Here is a 15,519-nt window from a genome sequence, read left to right as displayed (position 1 = left end):
GAGTGACTAGTGCTTGACGTCATCCGCTATCTGCGTAGGCTGCGTAATAATTGCACAACGGAACCCGAGAGGCATCCGAATGGCTCCGACCACCCCCTCCAGCGCAGCCGCGAACCAGAGCGTCGAACGCGGTGCCGCCGTCCTGCGCGCGTTTCTCGAGGCCGGCTCCGGCCGCACCGAGCTGCGCGTCAGCGACGTGGCACGGGCGATCGGCCTCGGTCAGTCGACGACCTCGCGGCTGCTCGCGACGCTGGAGTCGGTCGAGTTCGTCGAACGTGACCCGGTCAGCCAGCTCTACCGGCTCGGCCCCGCGCTCATCACGTTCGGCAGTGCCGCGCTGAACCAGCACCCGGTGCACCGCGAGTCCCGCCAGGTCGCGCAGAACCTCGCCGCCGAGCTCGGTCTCGGCGCGAACGTGGCCATCCGGCGCGGCGCCAGCTTGTTCTACCTGTGCAACTTCGAGGGCCGCCGCGCGCCGAAGAGCTTCGTCCAAGCAGGACGCAAGAACCCGCTGCACGCCACCGGTCTGGGCAAGTGCCTGCTGCTCGGCTCCACCCTCGACCAGCGCAAGGAGCTGCTCGGCCCGGAGCTGCCGACCTACACCAAGCACACGATCGGCGACCACCAGAAGCTCGACACCGAGCTCGAGGCCGCCACGGTCCGCGGGTACGCGACCGAGGTCGAGGAGCTCGCGCTCGGCCGCGCCTGCGTCGCGACGCCGATCCGCGACGCGTCCGGCGACGTGGTCGCCGCGATGTCGGTGTCCGGACCGCTGACCGCGCTCAACCTCGAAGCCAGGGAGGGCGAGCTCGCTGCCACGCTGATCGAGGCGGCCGACTCGGTGAGCATCGCGCTCGGTTACACCGCGAGCCATCCGGACGGGGTCGCGGTGTGACCACGTTCACCGGCTCCGAGCGGCGCCGAGGTCTGTCGGACCGGACGTTCGGCGTCCTGCTGACGCTGCCGGCGCTCGTCCTGCTCGCCGGCATCGTCTTCTACCCGCTGATCTCGGCGCTCAGCACGAGCCTGTTCCGGCAGAGCCTCGTGCTGGCGGGGCGCAGCTTCGTCGGCCTCGACAACTTCGCCGACGTCCTGCGCGGTGACGCGCTCGAGATCGCCCGCAACACAGCGGTCTTCACGATCTCCGCGACGCTGCTCCCGTTCGTCATCGGCTTCGCCGCGGCGCTCGCGCTGAACGCCGGCGTCCGCGGACAGGCCTTGCTGCGCAGCCTGTTCCTGCTGCCGTGGGTGCTCCCCGGCGTGGTCGTGAGCTTCGTCTGGCTGTGGATCTTCAACACCAACTACGGACTGCTGAACGGTGTCCTCGTCCGCACCGGGCTCGCGACCGACAGCACGTCGTGGCTGAGCGACCCGTTGTGGGCGATGGTCGCGGTGGTCGTCGCGAAGACCTGGGCGAGCTTCCCCTGGATGATGGTGATGCTGCTCGCCGGCCTGCAGACCGTTCCCCGCGACCTGTACGAGGCCGCGGCGCTCGACGGCGCCGGCGCGGTACGGCGGTTCTTCAACGTCAGCCTGCCCCACCTGCGCGGCATCATCGGCATCGTCGTGCTGCTCGAGCTGATCTGGAACCTCCAGCACTTCGACACGATCTACGTCCTCACCGGTGGCGGACCGGCCGGCGCCACGACCACGTTCGCGGTCGCCGTCTACACCACTGCGTTCAAGGGCTTCGACCTCGGCCACGCCGGTGCGCTCGGCGCGCTCTGGATGTTGGTGCTGACCGTCGTCGTGATCGTCTACCTGCGTTACTCCGAACGTCGCGAGCCGAGGCCGGTATGACGTCGACGCTCACCGCGCCCGCACCGAGCCGCTCGCGCAGCGCCGCGGCGAGGTCCAGGAGGCGCAGGCCGATCGACAAGGGCAAGCTCCTTGCCTGGTTGACGATCGTCCTCGTCGGGGCGTTCGCGCTGCTGCCGGTCTACTGGATGCTCGTCACCGCGGTACGGCCCGCCGGCGAGGTGTTCCAGTTCCCGCCGAAGCTGCTGCCGACCTCGGTCACGTTCGCGCACTTCCAGTCGTTCGTCAGCGACCCGAAGCTGCTCGGCTACCTGCTGAACAGCGTCGTCGTGTCGGTCGCCACCGCCGTGCTCACGCTTGCCGTCGCGACGTACACCGCGTACTCGTTCTCGAAGTTCCGCTACCGCGGCCGGTCGTCGCTGATGTACCTCGTGCTCGCGTCGCAGATGTTCCCGCACGCGCTGCTGCTGATCACGTTGTACCTGCTGTTCAACGCGTTCGGCCTGCTCAACTCCTATCTCGGCCTGGTTCTCTCGTTCACCGCGTTCACGATGCCGTTGTGCATCTGGATGTTGAAGGGCGTCTTCGACACGATCCCGGACGCGATGATCGAGCAGGCCAAGGTGGACGGCGCGGGCCGGTTCACGATCATCCATCGCATCGTGCTGCCGGTCGCAGCGCCCGGTGTCGTCGCCGCGGGGCTGTTCGCCTTCATCCGCGGCTGGAACGACTTCATCTTCGCGCTGACGCTCGCCGGTCCGGACAAGCAGACCTTGCCGCCGGGCTTGGTGAACACCTACGTCGGCGAGTTCCAGACCGCGTGGCCGGCGCTGATGGCGGCCTCGCTGATCGTTTCGGTCCCGGTCATCGTCGGATTCGTCAGCCTGCAGCGTTATCTCGTCGCCGGCCTGGCCGGCGGCGCCGTCAAGGGCTAGGCCGTGTTGCGAAAAGATCGCCTGGCGCGCGACACCTCGCATCCCGCCTGGCCGCGGTCCAGTTCGTCACCCATAGGACGACTATGAGTTCCTCCTGCACCACGCCCAGCCGGGCGCGATGCGCCGCGCGCCATCGCGCTACGCGCGATGACCGGCGCTATTTCCGCAACACGACCTAGTGGAGGGCACCATGGATCGCACCCTCAGTCGCCGCGTCCTGCTCGGCGCGCTCGCGGCCGGCACGCTCGCGGCGTGCGCACCGTCCGGCGGTCCGCCGCCGAGTACGCAGAACGAGAACGCCGACGGGCTGACCACGGACGACGGCGTGAAGGACGTCACGTTCACCAGCTGGTCGATGAACGAGGCGGCGTCGAAGGCGCAGCTGCAGGAGCTGCTCGACGCGTACAAGTCGTCGGCCGGCGTGACGATCAAGACGCCGTCGTACCCGTACAACGACTACCTCAAGCAGGTCATCCTGCAGCTGCAGGGCGGTCAGGTCGCCGGCGCCGTGCAGCTCGACGTGACCTGGGTCGCCTCGCTCGGCGCGATGGGCAAGCTGGCCGACCTCGCACCGCTCGCCAAGGACGTCCGGTACACCGAAGCGGGATTGAAGGTCGGGCAGTACGACGGCAAGCAGGTCGGGTTGCCCTGGACGCACGGCGCGATCGGCCTGGTCGGCAACTCCGAGCTGATCGAGCGCGCCGGCATCACGACGGAGCCCGAGACGCTGGAGGACTTCGAAGCGGCGTTGACCGAGCTCAAGGGCCTCGGTGGCGGAGTGGTGCCGTACGCGGCGATGACCAAGGTCGCGAACCTCAAGGACATCGTCGTGTGGATGTGGACGTTCGGCAGCCCGGTCGTCGAGGACGGCAAGATCGTGGTCGGCGACGAGCCGTCCGTCGAGGCCCTGACCTGGTACAAGGGCCTGTACGACAAGGGGCTGATCGGCAAGGACATGGACCGGTTCGACGCCCGCGCGCTGTTCGGCCAGGGCAAGGTCGGCCTGTACGACGACGCCGCGCCGGCGCGGAAGTTCGTCTCCGCGAACGCGACGGATCCCAAGATCGGCGAGAAGCTCGTCGCCTGGAAGCGGCCGGTGTTGAAGGCCGGCGACCAGCCGCAGGCCATGGCGTGGGGGCATGTGCTCGCCGTCGTCGCCGGCGGGGAGGGCGAGTACGCGGCGGGGCAGTTCGTCAAGCACCTCACCAGCGACGCCGACACCGCGATCACGTACTTCAAGAGCGCCGGGTATCCGCCCACCACCCAACAGGCGTTGGAGAATCCGACGTTCACCGGCGACCCGTTCGCGTCCTCGTTCGTCGAGAAGGTCACCGCGACCTCGAAGTCGGATCCGCTGTGGGTGTATCCCCAGTCGGCGCAGCTGTACGAGACGCTCGCCAAGCAGGTGCAGGCGATCCTCATCGGCGACGCGACGCCGAAGCAGGGCTTGGAGACGGCGCGAGAGGCGATGCAGAAGCTTGTCGGCTGAGCTCGAGGGCGTTGTCAACGCGACCTTGCGGTGCTCGTTCAAGGTCTGGGGGTTCGGCATCGGCCCCGCGCTCAACGGGCTCGTCCGAGCGGGGCACGGCGAGTACGTCCGCGACCTGATGAGCGCCGCCGCGGCGCGGCCGCCGGGTGACCCGACCGATCACCTGGTCCCGGTCGAGGCGTTGGTCGAGCTCGGGTTGGATGGCCCGTGGGCCAAGGCGTTCCGGTCCGCGGTCGTCGATGCCGTACGGCCCGTGCCTGGCCGGCCGCGCGTGCATCGGCCGGACTTTCCCCCGTGGCAGCGCACGATCTGGGTCGACTGCCTGCACACCGACGGGCCTGGGCTCGCGTTGCTCGGCGAGGATGAGGCCGCGGTGGAGCTGACCGAGGAGGCGTGCGCCGCGCTGCAGCGCGACGACGGGCTGTTCGACCACGGGTACGACGTCGCCGCGGGACGCGGGAACGGCGTCGCGTGGGGACGCGGCCAGGGCTGGGCGCTGCTCGGGCTGACCGGCGTCCTCGCCCACGTACCGGACGACCGTCTCGCCAGGCGGCTGCGACGGTTGGTGGAAGCACTGGCGGCGTGCGAACGCGACGGCCGCTGGGGAACGGTCGTCGACCGACCGGACGCCCCGGTGGAGCTGTCGACGTCCGCGTACGTCGCGCACGCCGTGGGCGCCGCCGTACGGCACGGCCTGGTCGACGCCGCGTACGCCGACCTCGCCGACCGCGCGCTCGCGGCAGCCCTTGCGGGCTTGAAGAACGGCGCGCTCCCGACCTCCGAGGCGACGCCCGTCGGAACGGTGGAGAGCTACCTCGACCGCCCGCTCGGCCTGCACCCGTGGGGCCAGGGACCGCTGTTGCTCGCGCTGCTGGACAGGAGACAGGCATGAAGGTCGTCAAGCTCGAGACGTTCGCGCTGCGCGCCGAGCCGGCCGAGACGTACTGGGGCGCGCGGACGTGGAGCTCCGAGCAGCGGATGCCGACGTACCCGCCGGAGTCGCGTCGCCACTACCTCTACTCGCGCACGATCGACACCGCGCTCGTCCGCGTCGAGACCGCGGACGGCGTCGTCGGCTGGGGTGAGGCGAAGGCGCCGGTGGCCGTGACCGCGACCTGCGCACTGATCGACGAGCTGCTGACCCCGTTGGTGCTCGGCTCGCGGCTGGACGAGCTCGCGGTGACGTGGGACCGGATGTACGCCGGCATGCGCGTCCGCGGTCACGACTCCGGCTTCTGGATCGAGGCGCTGTCCGGCGTCGACATCGCGCTGTGGGACGCGTGGGCACGGACGCTCGGCCAACCGCTCTACGCGCTGCTCGGCGGCAGGCAGCGAGAGCGCGTCCCGGTGTACGCGTCCGGCATCCCCGCGGCACCGGCCGGCTCCGGTGCCGACGGACTCCGCGCCGTGCGGGCAGAGGCGGAGACGCTGCGCGGGCAGGGCTACGACGCGGTGAAGGTGGCGATCGGGGTCGATCCGGCGTCCGACGTCGCGTCGGTCGCCGCGGTACGCGAGGTCTTCGCCGACGGCTGCCGCGTCTACGCCGACGCCGCCGGGCAGTACGACGCGCGCCAGGCGCTGCTCGTCGGCCGTGAGCTCGAACGGCTCGGGGTCGGGTTCTTCGAGATGCCTGTCGGCCCGGAGCTGCTCGACACGTACGCGATGTTGGCCGCCCGCTTGGACATTCCACTCGCGCTGGACTCGCTCGCCGGCCGGTTCCGCGCGCTGGAGTTCCTGCGTCGCGAGGCGTTGCACGTTCTCCAACCCGACGTCTGTCGCGCCGGCGGGATCACCGAGACCATGCGCATCGCCGCGCTCGCCGACGCGTTCGGGGCGCGAGCGACTCCGCACGTGAGCATCGGCTCCGCCGTCCACCTGGCCGCCAGCCTGCACTGCGCGGCCGCGATCCCCAACCTGGACGTGCTGGAGTACTGGGTCGGCACCAACCCGCTCGGCCGCCCGCTCGCTACCGACGTGCTCGTCCCCGAGGCGGGTAGCGTCGCGGTCCCCGAGGGGCCTGGCCTGGGCATCTCGGTCGACGAGGCGGCGGTACGAGCGCTCGCCGGCTGACGGAGCTGGCAGCAAGCTGCAAATCACCTACCGAAGTCTGGATGGCATCGTCAATATCTGGCAAGCTCGTGCACAGAACGCGTAGAGCTAAGCGCTACGTGACCATCTGGGAGCCAACGATGATCCCGATCCGAATCTCGGCACTCGCCACCGCCGTCCTCGCCACTGTTCTCGCCGGCGCCGTTCTGGCGCCGCCCGCCTCGGCGGCCGTCGTCCTCGGACCGCTCGAGACCATCTCGGTCGCGGTCGACGACAAGAACCAGGCGGGCTGGTGGTCGCCGATCGACGAGTTCGCCGGCCGTACGTACCTCGCGTACAACACCGACGTGCTCGACAACCCCGGCCGGCACAACGTCTGGGTCACCCGCCGCGACGCCGCCGGAAGCTATGCCCGCGGCTGCCTCCCGAACACGACGGGAACGGTGTGCGCGGAGTTCACCGACGACCTCGGCCACAACCAGCCGTCGCTCGCGGTCGACGGTGACGGCTTCATCCACGTGTTCGCGGCGATGCACAACAGCACCGGCATCACCTACTACCGGTCGGTGCGGCCGGGGGACCCTACGGAGTTCGCCCGCCGGACGTCGGAGCTGCCCGACGGGAGCCTCGGCTTCACCTATCCCAACGTGACCCGCGCCCCGAACGGCGATCTGTGGTTGATCATTCGCGCCCGCAGCGTCCCGACCCGTGCCGGGGCGCGGCTCTATCACTGGACGAACGCGACCAACAGTTGGTCGCTGGTCGGCGGCACCGCGTTCGCCTACCAGCAGAGTCCGCAGCGCACCGTCTACCCGGACGACGTTCAGGTGACCGCCGACGGGGTGGTGCACATCGCGTTCGAGTGGGCCTACGCCGCGACGGGTGTGCGGCACGAGGGCTCGTACCTGCAGTACAGACCGGGGACGAACACGTTCCACGTCGCGAACGGCACCCAGGTCGCCATCCCGACGACGCCGGCCACACCAGGGCTGATCTTCCAGCCGCTGATGGCGGGCGAGGCGTACGACGGCGACTTCGGCGTGCAGAGTGCCAAGCTGGCCTTGCGTCCGTCCGGGACGACCTGGACGCCGGTGATCGCGTACCGCTACCGAGAGGTCGGCACGCCCACGTTCAAGGTTCGTCGCGCGCGTTTCGTCAACGGGGCTTGGACGAGGGACATCATGTACGGCGGACCCTCGCAGACCACCGCGGCGCTCGACGTGACCACGGCGGGCAGCTCGGACCGCGTCTACTACGTCAAGTCCGACGCCGGCGGTACCGCGATCGCGGCCGAGCAGAACGGCGCGAGCTGGGTGGAGACGCCCGTGGCGGCGGGTAAACCCGTGCAACGGTTGGGCGTCATCACTCGCGCCAACGGTACGGACCTCGCCTATCTCTGCGCGCCAACGGCGATCTCCGCGCGACGAGGTGAGCTCTACTACCGGGAGATCGGACGATGATCGCCAAGGTCGCCCTGGCCGGGCTGCTCTGCGCCGGCGGGCTCGTCCCTCCGCTCTCGGCGGCAGCGCCGCCGTTGCCGCCGACCGAGTCCGTGGTGACGTTGGCGAACGGACCGCGCTACGAGCGCGCGACGAACGGCGTCGTCTACAGCCCGTTGAACGAGCCGAGCTTCATCGCCGGCCACGACAACGGCCAGAGCGCGGGCTACGACAACGGGCAGGGGTTGCGGTTCTCGTACTGGTCGTTCGGCGACACGTTCCTCACCCAGCCGAACGGCGACGGCCGGCGGTTCCTCGGCAACACCGGCGCGCTCACCGTCGACCTCGACCTCGCCGACAGTGTGAGCGACTGGTGGTACGAAGGCGGCGACGGCGCACCGCGCGAGTTCATCGGGCTCAACCCCACCGAGCGGGCGTGGAACATCCAGCGGGCCGACACGAGTCCTGCCGCGGGTTGCCAACCCCGAGCCGGGGTTGCCTGGATGCAATGCGGCGACGAGCTCGCGCTCTGGGGCGGCTCGGTCGTCGCGGACCCCGCTCGTGGGCGGATCCTCGCGTTCTACAGCCTGATCAAGCGGTACCACGCGTTGAAGCAGGGCTGCACGCAAGACGACATTGACAACCGCAACGAGGCCTGCCGCGAGTTCCGGTTCGACGGCGTCGGGATCGGCGTGAACGTCTGGACCGAGGCCACCTCCGACGGTGAGGGCTGGGTACGGCAGAACGTCGCGAACGCCACCGACCCGACGACGCCGAGCGCGATCTGGCCGTACGACACCGACCCGGCCACGGCCGATCCACACTTCGACACCGGCATGCACGTCGACGGCGGATTCCTTTACGCGTATGGGTGCTACGGGTTCCTCGCGTCCGAGTGTCGACTGGCACGCGTCCCGCTGACGCCCGCGAACGCGGTGTGGGATCGTGCCGCATGGCGGTTCTACGCGGGTCCCGGCCGCGACTCAACGGCCTGCCCGGACGTGTGGTCGACCGCGTTGTCGTGCGCGACTCCCTTGCCCGCTGGGGAGAACGGCAAGCTCAGCGGCGGAGCCGCCGGGACGTCGGTGTTCTGGAGTCCGTACCTGAGCAGGTTCGTGGCCCTCTACAGCGTGCCGCTCAGCAACGACATCCACTACCGCGTGGCGGCGCGGCCCGAGGGCCCGTGGTCCGCGGCGGGCCTGCTCACGACCGCGTTGCCCTCCGCCGGAACGGGTCTCGCCTCGATCAGCTACGCCGCGTTCGCGCATCCGGAGTACGCGGAACAAAACGGCAAGGTGCAGTACGTGACGTACGCCCACACGACAGGCCCGACCAGCTCGGACTTCCCCGTCGTCAAGGTGACCTTCGGAGGTGGTGCGCAATGAGGCGCAGACAGTTTCTCACCGGTACGGCGGCGCTCGGAGCCGCGGCGACGCTCGCCGGTCCGGCAGCCGAGGCGGCACCGCCCGACACGTTGCCGACCCGGGCCGAGGTCGTCGAGGTGCTGAACCGGGTCGACAACTACTGGATCGGCACGCACGCGAACCCGGGCGGGACCGACTGGGCGCGCGCCACGTACTTCAGCGGGCTCATGCACCACTACTGGCTCACCCGCGAGCAACGCCTGCTGGACTACGGCCTCGCGTGGGGCAACCAGAACGCGTGGGGCCTCACCGGCGGCGTGACCACGCGGAACGCCGACAACCACTGCGCAGGGCAGGCGTACCTGGACCTGTTCGAGGAGGTCGGCGGCGCCAACAAGATCGCGATGATCGAGTCGTCGGTCTCGCGCATGCTCACCGACCAGCCGGACAAGAACGACGACTGGTGGTGGTGCGACACGCTGCACATGGCGATGCCGGTCTTCGCCCGTTTCGGCAAGCTGCGTGGGAACAACCTGTACTGGGTGAAGCTCTACCGGCTCTACCACTACTCCAAACGCCAGCATGGCAACGCCGCGGTCTACGTCAAGCCGGGCAACCGGAGCGAGTCGTCGGCGTTCTGGTATCGCGACCACCGGTTCCAGGTCGACGGCGAGGCGGCAGCGTCGCCGAACGGCAAACCGGTGCACTGGTCGCGCGGCAACGGCTGGGTGATGGCGGCGTACGCCAAGACGCTGAAGGTGATCCCGTCTACTGACAAGCGCGGGCCGGAGTACGTGCGCGGGCTGCGGGACCTTGCGTCCGAGCTGCGAACCGTCCAGCAGGCCGACGGATTCTGGTACCCGAACCTGTCCGACCCGCAGCACTTCGGCGCTCCGGAGACGAGCGGCACGGCGTTCTTCGCGTTCGGGATCGCGTACGGGATCCGCGCGGGGCTGCTCGACCGGGCGACGTACCTGCCGGTGGTCGCGCGTGCGTGGAACGGGATGGTAGCGACGGCCGTACGTTCCGACGGCTTCCTCGGGTACTGCCAGCCCGGCGGTGACCGGCCGGCGGCGGCGCCCGCGACGCGGACCGAGGACTTCGGCGTCGGCGCTTTCCTCATGGCCGGTTCGGAGATCGCGGGGCTGACCTCATGAGACGCATGTTGGTGGTGCTGGCCGCGTTGGCGTCCCTTCTCGTCGTCCCGTTGCCGTCCGCGGCGGCGGACTGCTTCGGCTGGTCTGGCCAGCTGCCGCTGCGCGACGCGGTGAGCGCGAACGCGTGCGTGCAGGTCGCGCCGGGCGTTTGGGACGTGGACGACTTCGTCGTCGTGCCTGCTGGCCACACCGTGCGGGGGACGCCGGGCGGCGACCGTTCGGCCACGGTGCTGCGTGCCGTGCAGCCGTGGGAGAACACAGTCGCGGAGGGAATCCTCAACGACGACGGGTCGAACGGTGCACCGTTCGTCGTCGCCGACCTCACGCTCGAGAGCGGCGGTCTGGCCACGTCGGCGCTGTGTTGCCGCGGCTTCACGGCCCGGAACGTCGTCCTGCAAGGAGCTCGGTGCTACGGGCTCGGCATCGCCGGTGTGCGCGTCGACGTCACCGACAGCCTGATCCGCCACAACGGCGCGTGGTCCGGCTGCCCGAGCCCACCCGGCGCGGGCGTGTACGTGGTGTCGACCGTGGCGGGGCCGTCGAACTGGGCGCCGCGGATCGCGAACACGACGATCCGCGACAACACCGGTCCCGGCCTCGACATCGCGAGCGTCTGGGGAGGGCAGCTGATCGGCAACACGATCGTCGCCAACACCAACTGGGCGGGCATCTCGCTGTTCGGTTCGCACTGGCTGATCGAGGGCAACACCGTTCGCCATCCGGCGACCAACCAGGGCCAGCCCTACCAGCGACCGTGCGCTTCCGGGCCATCCGGTGAGCGCTCGGCGGCGATCATGCTCTGCCAGCTGCACGACACCGACAACGACGTGACGACCGACAACGTCGTGCGCGGCAACGCGGTGTCGAGCTGGTACGGCATCCTGCTGGTCGGCAACGACGAGACCCGCCCGTACTGGGCGCCGCGCACCAACACGGTCGAGAACAACGACGTCACGGGCAGCGTGCACGGGTGCGCGGACGACTTCCGGCCGGGTCAGTGGTTCAGCGACCAGAACACGTGGACCGGCAACAACTGCTCGGGATCGCCGAACAGCGGGCCGTCGTACTTCTAGCGTCCGCTCGTCGTCCGTGCCAGGTAGCGGAGCACTGCGTAGACCAGCGATCCGTCCACCGCGTCGCCGTTCAGCACCAGGGTCACGACGTCTGGCCACGGCATGAGAACCACGTCGATGACCTCGTGCTCATCGAGGTTCTTCGAGCCGAGCCGCAGGTCGCGAGCCACGAAGACGTGGCACGTGTGCGACATCGTGCCGGGCATCGGGTTGAATCGCCCCAGCGATTCGATCTCGCCGGCGACGTAACCCGTCTCTTCGGCGAGCTCGCGGAGCGCCGCGGCTTGCGGTTCCTCACCTGCGCGAAGCCCGCCGGCGGGCAGGTCGAAGATGGTCTGCCGAAGCGGATGCCGATACTGCCGCGTCAACACCACCTGCTCGTCCTCGGTGAAGGCCAGGACCGACGACGAGCCCGCTGAGGCGAGGTAGTGGTAGTCCAGCTCGCCACCATCCGGCTTGCGGAGGCGGTCCCGGACGACGGTGATCCAGGTGTCGTAGACGACCTCGGAAGCGAGGACGCTCCACTCTTGCGGAGTCACACCGGTTCTCCCTCGAGTCTTGGGCCAGTAGCCTCGATCTTTCGTCCGGCGGTGGTTCGACCCGGCCCGCCCTGGGGCCAATGATCATGTTTACATGATCATTGGCCCCTTTACGTGGGGTGGACGCCAGGTAGAGCGGCCACTGGCCGGGTAAGGCGACCAAGACACGCTCCACCCACCAACACACGAAATTCCGAAGCTAGAGCAGGGCCTGTAGGTCTGCCACCGTGCTGACGGGGCGGTCGCAGACGAAGCCTCGGCAGACGTACGCCGCGGCCTTGCCGTCGAGGAGGCCGCGGTGGGCAAGCAGGGGGATGGCTGCCTCGCCCTCGGTCGGCTCGCCGGCGACGACCACCGCGCCGGGGCTGGTGCCGTTCAGCGCCGCGTCGAGAAGTTCCTTGCGCAGTGGGTCGTTCGGGTCGCCGACGATCGCGATCTCGAGCGGGCCGGCGAGCACCGCCTCGGCGACGGCGAGGCCCCAGCCGGCGGCTCGCGGTGCTCGATCGGCGAGCAGGCCGGTGACGCCGAGCGCGCGTTCGGCCGCCTCGCGGTGCCTGGCCGAGCCGGTGTAGGCGGCGTACGACAGGAGCGCGCCGGCCGCGGCGGAACGACCGGACGGCGTGGCGTTGTCGGTCGGGTCCTGCGGCCGTCGTACGAGCTGCTCGGCGTCGTCGGCGGTGTCGTACAGGCCGTGCTCGGCGTCGTCGAACCGGTCGAGTACGAGGTCGAGCAACTCGCCCGCCCACTCCAGCCAGCGCGCGTCGCCGGTCACCGCGAGCAGGGCGAGGCTGCCTTCGGCGACGTTCGCGTAGTCCTCGAGCACGCCCTGGCTGGTGCCGGGCTTGCCGTCGCGGGAGGTGCGGACAAGCCGGCCGTCGACCGTGTGCAGGTCGCGGAGGAGCTGCGCGGCCTCGATGGCGGCGTCGACGTACGTCGGCTCGTCGAGCAGGGCGCCGGCCTCGGCGAGTGCGGCGATCGCGAGCCCGTTCCACGCCGCGACCACCTTGTCGTCGCGGCCGGGCGCGATGCGTTGTGCGCGAATCTCGAACAGGCGTGCGCGAAACTCCTCGAACCGGTCGGAGTCGGCGGGCAGCTGCAGGGTCGAGCTGCCGTGCTCGAACGTGCCTTCCTCGGTGACGAGGAAGAGCTCCATCGCGACCTCGGCGTCGTCGTCGCCGAGGGCATCGCGGAGCTGGTCGGGTGTCCAGACGTAGAACTTGCCCTCGACGCCCTCGCTGTCGGCGTCGAGCGCGGAGGCGGAACCGCCTTGTGGGGTTCGCAGATCGCGCAGCAGGAAGTCGGCGGTCTCGCGCACGATGCGTTCGGCGAGAGCGGTCTTGGTGAGGCGCCACCAGTGCAGATAGACGCGGAGCAGGAGCGCGTTGTCGTACAGCATCTTCTCGAAGTGCGGCACGATCCAGCGGTTGTCGACGCTGTAGCGGGCGAAGCCGCCGCCGAGCTGGTCGTAAAGGCCGCCGCGGGCCATGCGTTCGCAGGTGAGCGCGACCATGGCGAGCGTGCCCTCGTCCTCGGTGCGGGCCGCGTGCCTCAGCAGGAACTCGAGCAGCATCGACGGCGGGAACTTCGGTGCGCCGCCGAAGCCGCCGTGAACGTCGTCGAAGTTCTCGCCGATCGAGGCGACCGCGCCGTCGAGGGCTGCCTCGTCGGGTGGGCCGTCACCTTTCACCACCCCTGTGGACAGTCGCTCCACGATGTCGGCGCCGGCACGTACGATTTCGTCACGCCTCTCCTTCCAGGCTTCGGCAATCGCCTCGAGGAGCTGGCCGAACGAAGGGAGCCCGTGCCGCGGGCTCGGAGGAAAGTACGTGCCGCAGTAGAAGGGATCGCCTTTGGGAGTGAGGAAACAGGTCATCGGCCAACCGCCGCTGCCGGTCATCGCCTGCGTGGCTTCCATGTAGACCGCGTCGACGTCCGGCCGCTCCTCGCGGTCGACCTTGATGTTGACGAAGTGCGCGTTCATGTACGCGGCCGTCTGCTCGTCCTCGAACGACTCGTGCGCCATCACGTGGCACCAGTGACAGGCCGAGTAGCCGACGCTCAGCAGGATCGGCACGTCGCGTTCGCGAGCCTCCGTGAACGCGTCCGGTCCCCACTGCCACCAGTCGACGGGGTTGTCCTTGTGCTGGAGCAGGTACGGACTGGTCGCTTCGCCGAGCCGGTTCATCCGCCCATCGTCACACGTGCGGGGTGACGTGCTCTCAGGCGGCATGCCTCGGTTCGGGTGCGGTGGTGTGCGAGCGCCGCACCGTGCGGAGCAGCCACCAGCCGTACGCGAGCTCGAAGACCGCGATCGCGAGCTGCCACCACCATGGGGCGGCGCCTGGCGACGTCAGCTGGAGGAAGTCGCCGAGTCCGTGCAGGATCGCGAGCGGCCAGATGGTCAGCCCGCGCCAGCGCAGTGCCGTCAGGGCGAAGGCGAACGTGAACGTCGAGATCAGCTGCGCGATTTGGTCCTCGAGGGATGCGCCGAAGAAGACGAAGTTCAGCCAATGCTGGTTGGAGAACAGCAGCGCGACGATGAGCGAGCTGACGTACGGGCCGAGCCGGCTGAGCGGGTACAGGATGATGCCGCGGCTCCAGAGCTCCTCGTTCAGGCCGATGAGCAGGCACCAGACCGCCGTGCAGAAGACGATGTACGGCTCACCCTGGATGCCCGGGAGCGCGAACGTCAGCGTGAGCACGAACAACGACGCGATCGTCCACAGCGATCGGTCGATCCGCTGCCGGCCGAGCCCGACGTCGGCGCGTCGCCAGCCGAGCAGCCAGACCACGAGCAGCCCGAAGATGAAGCCGATCGCGTTCACGTACATCGGCCCGTAGAGCGGATGCGGCGGCAGCTGGATCGCCGCCAGGATCAGGCCGACCCAGAACAGCGTCGCGATGACGCCGAACCAGATCGGATGCGCGTGCGCGAACGCGTTCGCCCGCTCGCGAACCATCGAACCCCCCAAGTCCCATGTGGTGCAGTCGCAGAGGCCACGATTCCACCCAGACCGCGCGTGCAACGTGAGAATGGGTGAATCCTCATGGCCGATTCGGGCGGCCGGCGCTCGTCGCCCGGCGAGCACGAGCCGCGCGTTGCCGTATCGATGTAATCGTGTAATCATCCAAGCATGAAGACGACGCAGGAGCGCGAGGAGCGCATCCGGGGTTGGCTGGCGGGCCGGCTTCCGGGGGAGTGGTTCACCGAGGCGATCGAGATCACCATCGACCGCGAGGAGATCACCGTGGTCGGCCGGCTGGCGGCGCCGACGGTCGGGGACGAGGCGTCCGCGGCGGAGAAGGCGGCCGCGGAGTCGGGTCGGATCAAGGAGTTCCGCGAGCGTACGCGCGATGACCGGATCGGGATCGCACGCGAGCTCGAGCACGGCGCCGGCCGGAAGGTCGCGTGGGGCGCGACGTGCGGCGACACCCAGGAGCTGTTCACGACGCTGTCCGTACCGGTGATGACGCGGCTGCGGCAGGCCGAGCGCCAGGTGCTGGACACCCTGGTCGACTCCGGCGTGGCCCGGACCCGGTCCGAGGCGCTGGCGTGGTGTGTGAAGCTGGTCGGCAGGAACACCGAGGCCTGGCTGGGCGAGCTGCGCCAGGCGATGGCGCATGTCGAGGAAGTTCGGTCCAAGGGTCCTGACAGCGGCACCGGATCGGCCGACAATCTCGAGGACAGCGCGGAGCAATAGCTCCCCCTCGGGAGG

General features: G+C 69.5%; 14 protein-coding genes. 11 read left to right on the top strand and 3 right to left on the bottom strand.

Annotated elements, in window-relative coordinates:
• Nucleotides 1–79 precede the first annotated feature (79 nt).
• The 10 genes from JOD67_RS37940 (at nucleotide 80) to JOD67_RS37895 (ending at nucleotide 11,264) form a co-directional block, all read left to right on the top strand.
• On the top strand, nucleotides 80–895 hold the full coding sequence (locus tag JOD67_RS37940; RefSeq protein WP_205122485.1) for an IclR family transcriptional regulator: 816 nt from the start codon (nucleotides 80–82) through the stop codon (nucleotides 893–895).
• Nucleotides 892–1,800: a carbohydrate ABC transporter permease gene (locus JOD67_RS40880; protein ID WP_205122484.1), complete on the top strand. Its 909-nt coding sequence runs from the start codon at nucleotides 892–894 to the stop codon at nucleotides 1,798–1,800. Before JOD67_RS37940 ends, JOD67_RS40880 begins: the two co-directional genes overlap by 4 nt.
• Nucleotides 1,797–2,693, top strand: coding sequence for a carbohydrate ABC transporter permease (locus JOD67_RS37930; RefSeq protein WP_205122483.1), 897 nt, complete (start codon nucleotides 1,797–1,799; stop codon nucleotides 2,691–2,693). Before JOD67_RS40880 ends, JOD67_RS37930 begins: the two co-directional genes overlap by 4 nt.
• A gap of 190 nt (nucleotides 2,694–2,883) precedes the next feature.
• Nucleotides 2,884–4,182, top strand: coding sequence for an extracellular solute-binding protein (locus JOD67_RS37925; protein ID WP_205122482.1), 1,299 nt, complete (start codon nucleotides 2,884–2,886; stop codon nucleotides 4,180–4,182).
• Nucleotides 4,172–5,074 carry a glycoside hydrolase family 88 protein gene (locus JOD67_RS37920; protein ID WP_205122481.1) on the top strand — a complete coding sequence of 301 codons (903 nt, stop codon included), beginning with the start codon at nucleotides 4,172–4,174 and terminating at the stop codon, nucleotides 5,072–5,074. Before JOD67_RS37925 ends, JOD67_RS37920 begins: the two co-directional genes overlap by 11 nt.
• Nucleotides 5,071–6,252 carry a mandelate racemase/muconate lactonizing enzyme family protein gene (locus JOD67_RS37915; protein ID WP_205122480.1) on the top strand — a complete coding sequence of 394 codons (1,182 nt, stop codon included), beginning with the start codon at nucleotides 5,071–5,073 and terminating at the stop codon, nucleotides 6,250–6,252. Before JOD67_RS37920 ends, JOD67_RS37915 begins: the two co-directional genes overlap by 4 nt.
• Nucleotides 6,253–6,371: 119 nt before the next feature.
• The gene (locus tag JOD67_RS37910) at nucleotides 6,372–7,691 is read left to right on the top strand and encodes a BNR-4 repeat-containing protein (protein ID WP_205122479.1); all 1,320 of its coding nucleotides are present in this window, start codon (nucleotides 6,372–6,374) and stop codon (nucleotides 7,689–7,691) included.
• On the top strand, nucleotides 7,688–9,055 hold the full coding sequence (locus JOD67_RS37905) for a DUF4185 domain-containing protein (protein WP_205122478.1): 1,368 nt from the start codon (nucleotides 7,688–7,690) through the stop codon (nucleotides 9,053–9,055). Before JOD67_RS37910 ends, JOD67_RS37905 begins: the two co-directional genes overlap by 4 nt.
• The gene (locus JOD67_RS37900) at nucleotides 9,052–10,191 is read left to right on the top strand and encodes a glycoside hydrolase family 88 protein (protein WP_205123337.1); all 1,140 of its coding nucleotides are present in this window, start codon (nucleotides 9,052–9,054) and stop codon (nucleotides 10,189–10,191) included. The genes JOD67_RS37905 and JOD67_RS37900 overlap by 4 nt, the downstream gene beginning before the upstream one ends.
• Complete coding sequence (locus JOD67_RS37895; RefSeq protein WP_205122477.1) at nucleotides 10,188–11,264, top strand: right-handed parallel beta-helix repeat-containing protein; 1,077 nt, start codon at nucleotides 10,188–10,190, stop codon at nucleotides 11,262–11,264. Before JOD67_RS37900 ends, JOD67_RS37895 begins: the two co-directional genes overlap by 4 nt.
• Here JOD67_RS37895 and JOD67_RS41595 read toward each other — a convergent pair.
• The 3 genes from JOD67_RS41595 to JOD67_RS37880 all read right to left on the bottom strand — a co-directional run bounded on the left by JOD67_RS41595 (nucleotide 11,261) and on the right by JOD67_RS37880 (nucleotide 14,763).
• Complete coding sequence (locus JOD67_RS41595) at nucleotides 11,261–11,803, bottom strand: NUDIX hydrolase (protein ID WP_205122476.1); 543 nt, start codon at nucleotides 11,801–11,803, stop codon at nucleotides 11,261–11,263. The two genes, JOD67_RS37895 and JOD67_RS41595, sit on opposite strands and share 4 nt — an antisense overlap.
• 199 nt (nucleotides 11,804–12,002) lie before the next feature.
• Nucleotides 12,003–13,988 carry a thioredoxin domain-containing protein gene (locus tag JOD67_RS37885; protein ID WP_205122475.1) on the bottom strand — a complete coding sequence of 662 codons (1,986 nt, stop codon included), beginning with the start codon at nucleotides 13,986–13,988 and terminating at the stop codon, nucleotides 12,003–12,005.
• Nucleotides 13,989–14,022: 34 nt separating this feature from the next.
• On the bottom strand, nucleotides 14,023–14,763 hold the full coding sequence (locus JOD67_RS37880; protein ID WP_205122474.1) for a CPBP family intramembrane glutamic endopeptidase: 741 nt from the start codon (nucleotides 14,761–14,763) through the stop codon (nucleotides 14,023–14,025).
• Between the two features lie 174 nt (nucleotides 14,764–14,937).
• On the opposite strand from JOD67_RS37880, the gene abmR reads away from it, so the two are divergent.
• Nucleotides 14,938–15,504 (top strand): ATP-binding transcription factor AbmR, encoded by a 567-nt coding sequence (abmR, locus tag JOD67_RS37875; RefSeq protein ID WP_205122473.1) that lies wholly within the window; start codon nucleotides 14,938–14,940, stop codon nucleotides 15,502–15,504.
• The last annotated feature ends 15 nt before the right edge of the window (nucleotides 15,505–15,519 follow it).

Source organism: Tenggerimyces flavus (genome assembly GCF_016907715.1).
Taxonomy (GTDB): Bacteria; Actinomycetota; Actinomycetes; order Propionibacteriales; family Actinopolymorphaceae; genus Tenggerimyces; species Tenggerimyces flavus.
The sequence above is the reverse complement of the archived record's forward strand: the minus strand, read 5'-3'. Positions and strand labels throughout refer to the sequence as shown.

What these genes read in the sequence shown, in the direction of transcription:
- JOD67_RS37940 (WP_205122485.1), top strand. Translation starts at nt 80, where the DNA reads ATGGCTCCGACCACCCCCTCCAGCGCAGCCGCGAACCAGAGCGTCGAA.
- JOD67_RS37930 (WP_205122483.1), top strand. Translation starts at nt 1,797, where the DNA reads ATGACGTCGACGCTCACCGCGCCCGCACCGAGCCGCTCGCGCAGCGCC.
- JOD67_RS37925 (WP_205122482.1), top strand. Translation starts at nt 2,884, where the DNA reads ATGGATCGCACCCTCAGTCGCCGCGTCCTGCTCGGCGCGCTCGCGGCC.
- JOD67_RS37915 (WP_205122480.1), top strand. Translation starts at nt 5,071, where the DNA reads ATGAAGGTCGTCAAGCTCGAGACGTTCGCGCTGCGCGCCGAGCCGGCC.
- JOD67_RS37910 (WP_205122479.1), top strand. Translation starts at nt 6,372, where the DNA reads ATGATCCCGATCCGAATCTCGGCACTCGCCACCGCCGTCCTCGCCACT.
- JOD67_RS37905 (WP_205122478.1), top strand. Translation starts at nt 7,688, where the DNA reads ATGATCGCCAAGGTCGCCCTGGCCGGGCTGCTCTGCGCCGGCGGGCTC.
- JOD67_RS37900 (WP_205123337.1), top strand. Translation starts at nt 9,052, where the DNA reads ATGAGGCGCAGACAGTTTCTCACCGGTACGGCGGCGCTCGGAGCCGCG.
- JOD67_RS37895 (WP_205122477.1), top strand. Translation starts at nt 10,188, where the DNA reads ATGAGACGCATGTTGGTGGTGCTGGCCGCGTTGGCGTCCCTTCTCGTC.
- JOD67_RS37885 (WP_205122475.1), bottom strand. Translation starts at nt 13,988, where the DNA reads ATGAACCGGCTCGGCGAAGCGACCAGTCCGTACCTGCTCCAGCACAAG.
- JOD67_RS37880 (WP_205122474.1), bottom strand. Translation starts at nt 14,763, where the DNA reads ATGGTTCGCGAGCGGGCGAACGCGTTCGCGCACGCGCATCCGATCTGG.
- abmR (WP_205122473.1), top strand. Translation starts at nt 14,938, where the DNA reads ATGAAGACGACGCAGGAGCGCGAGGAGCGCATCCGGGGTTGGCTGGCG.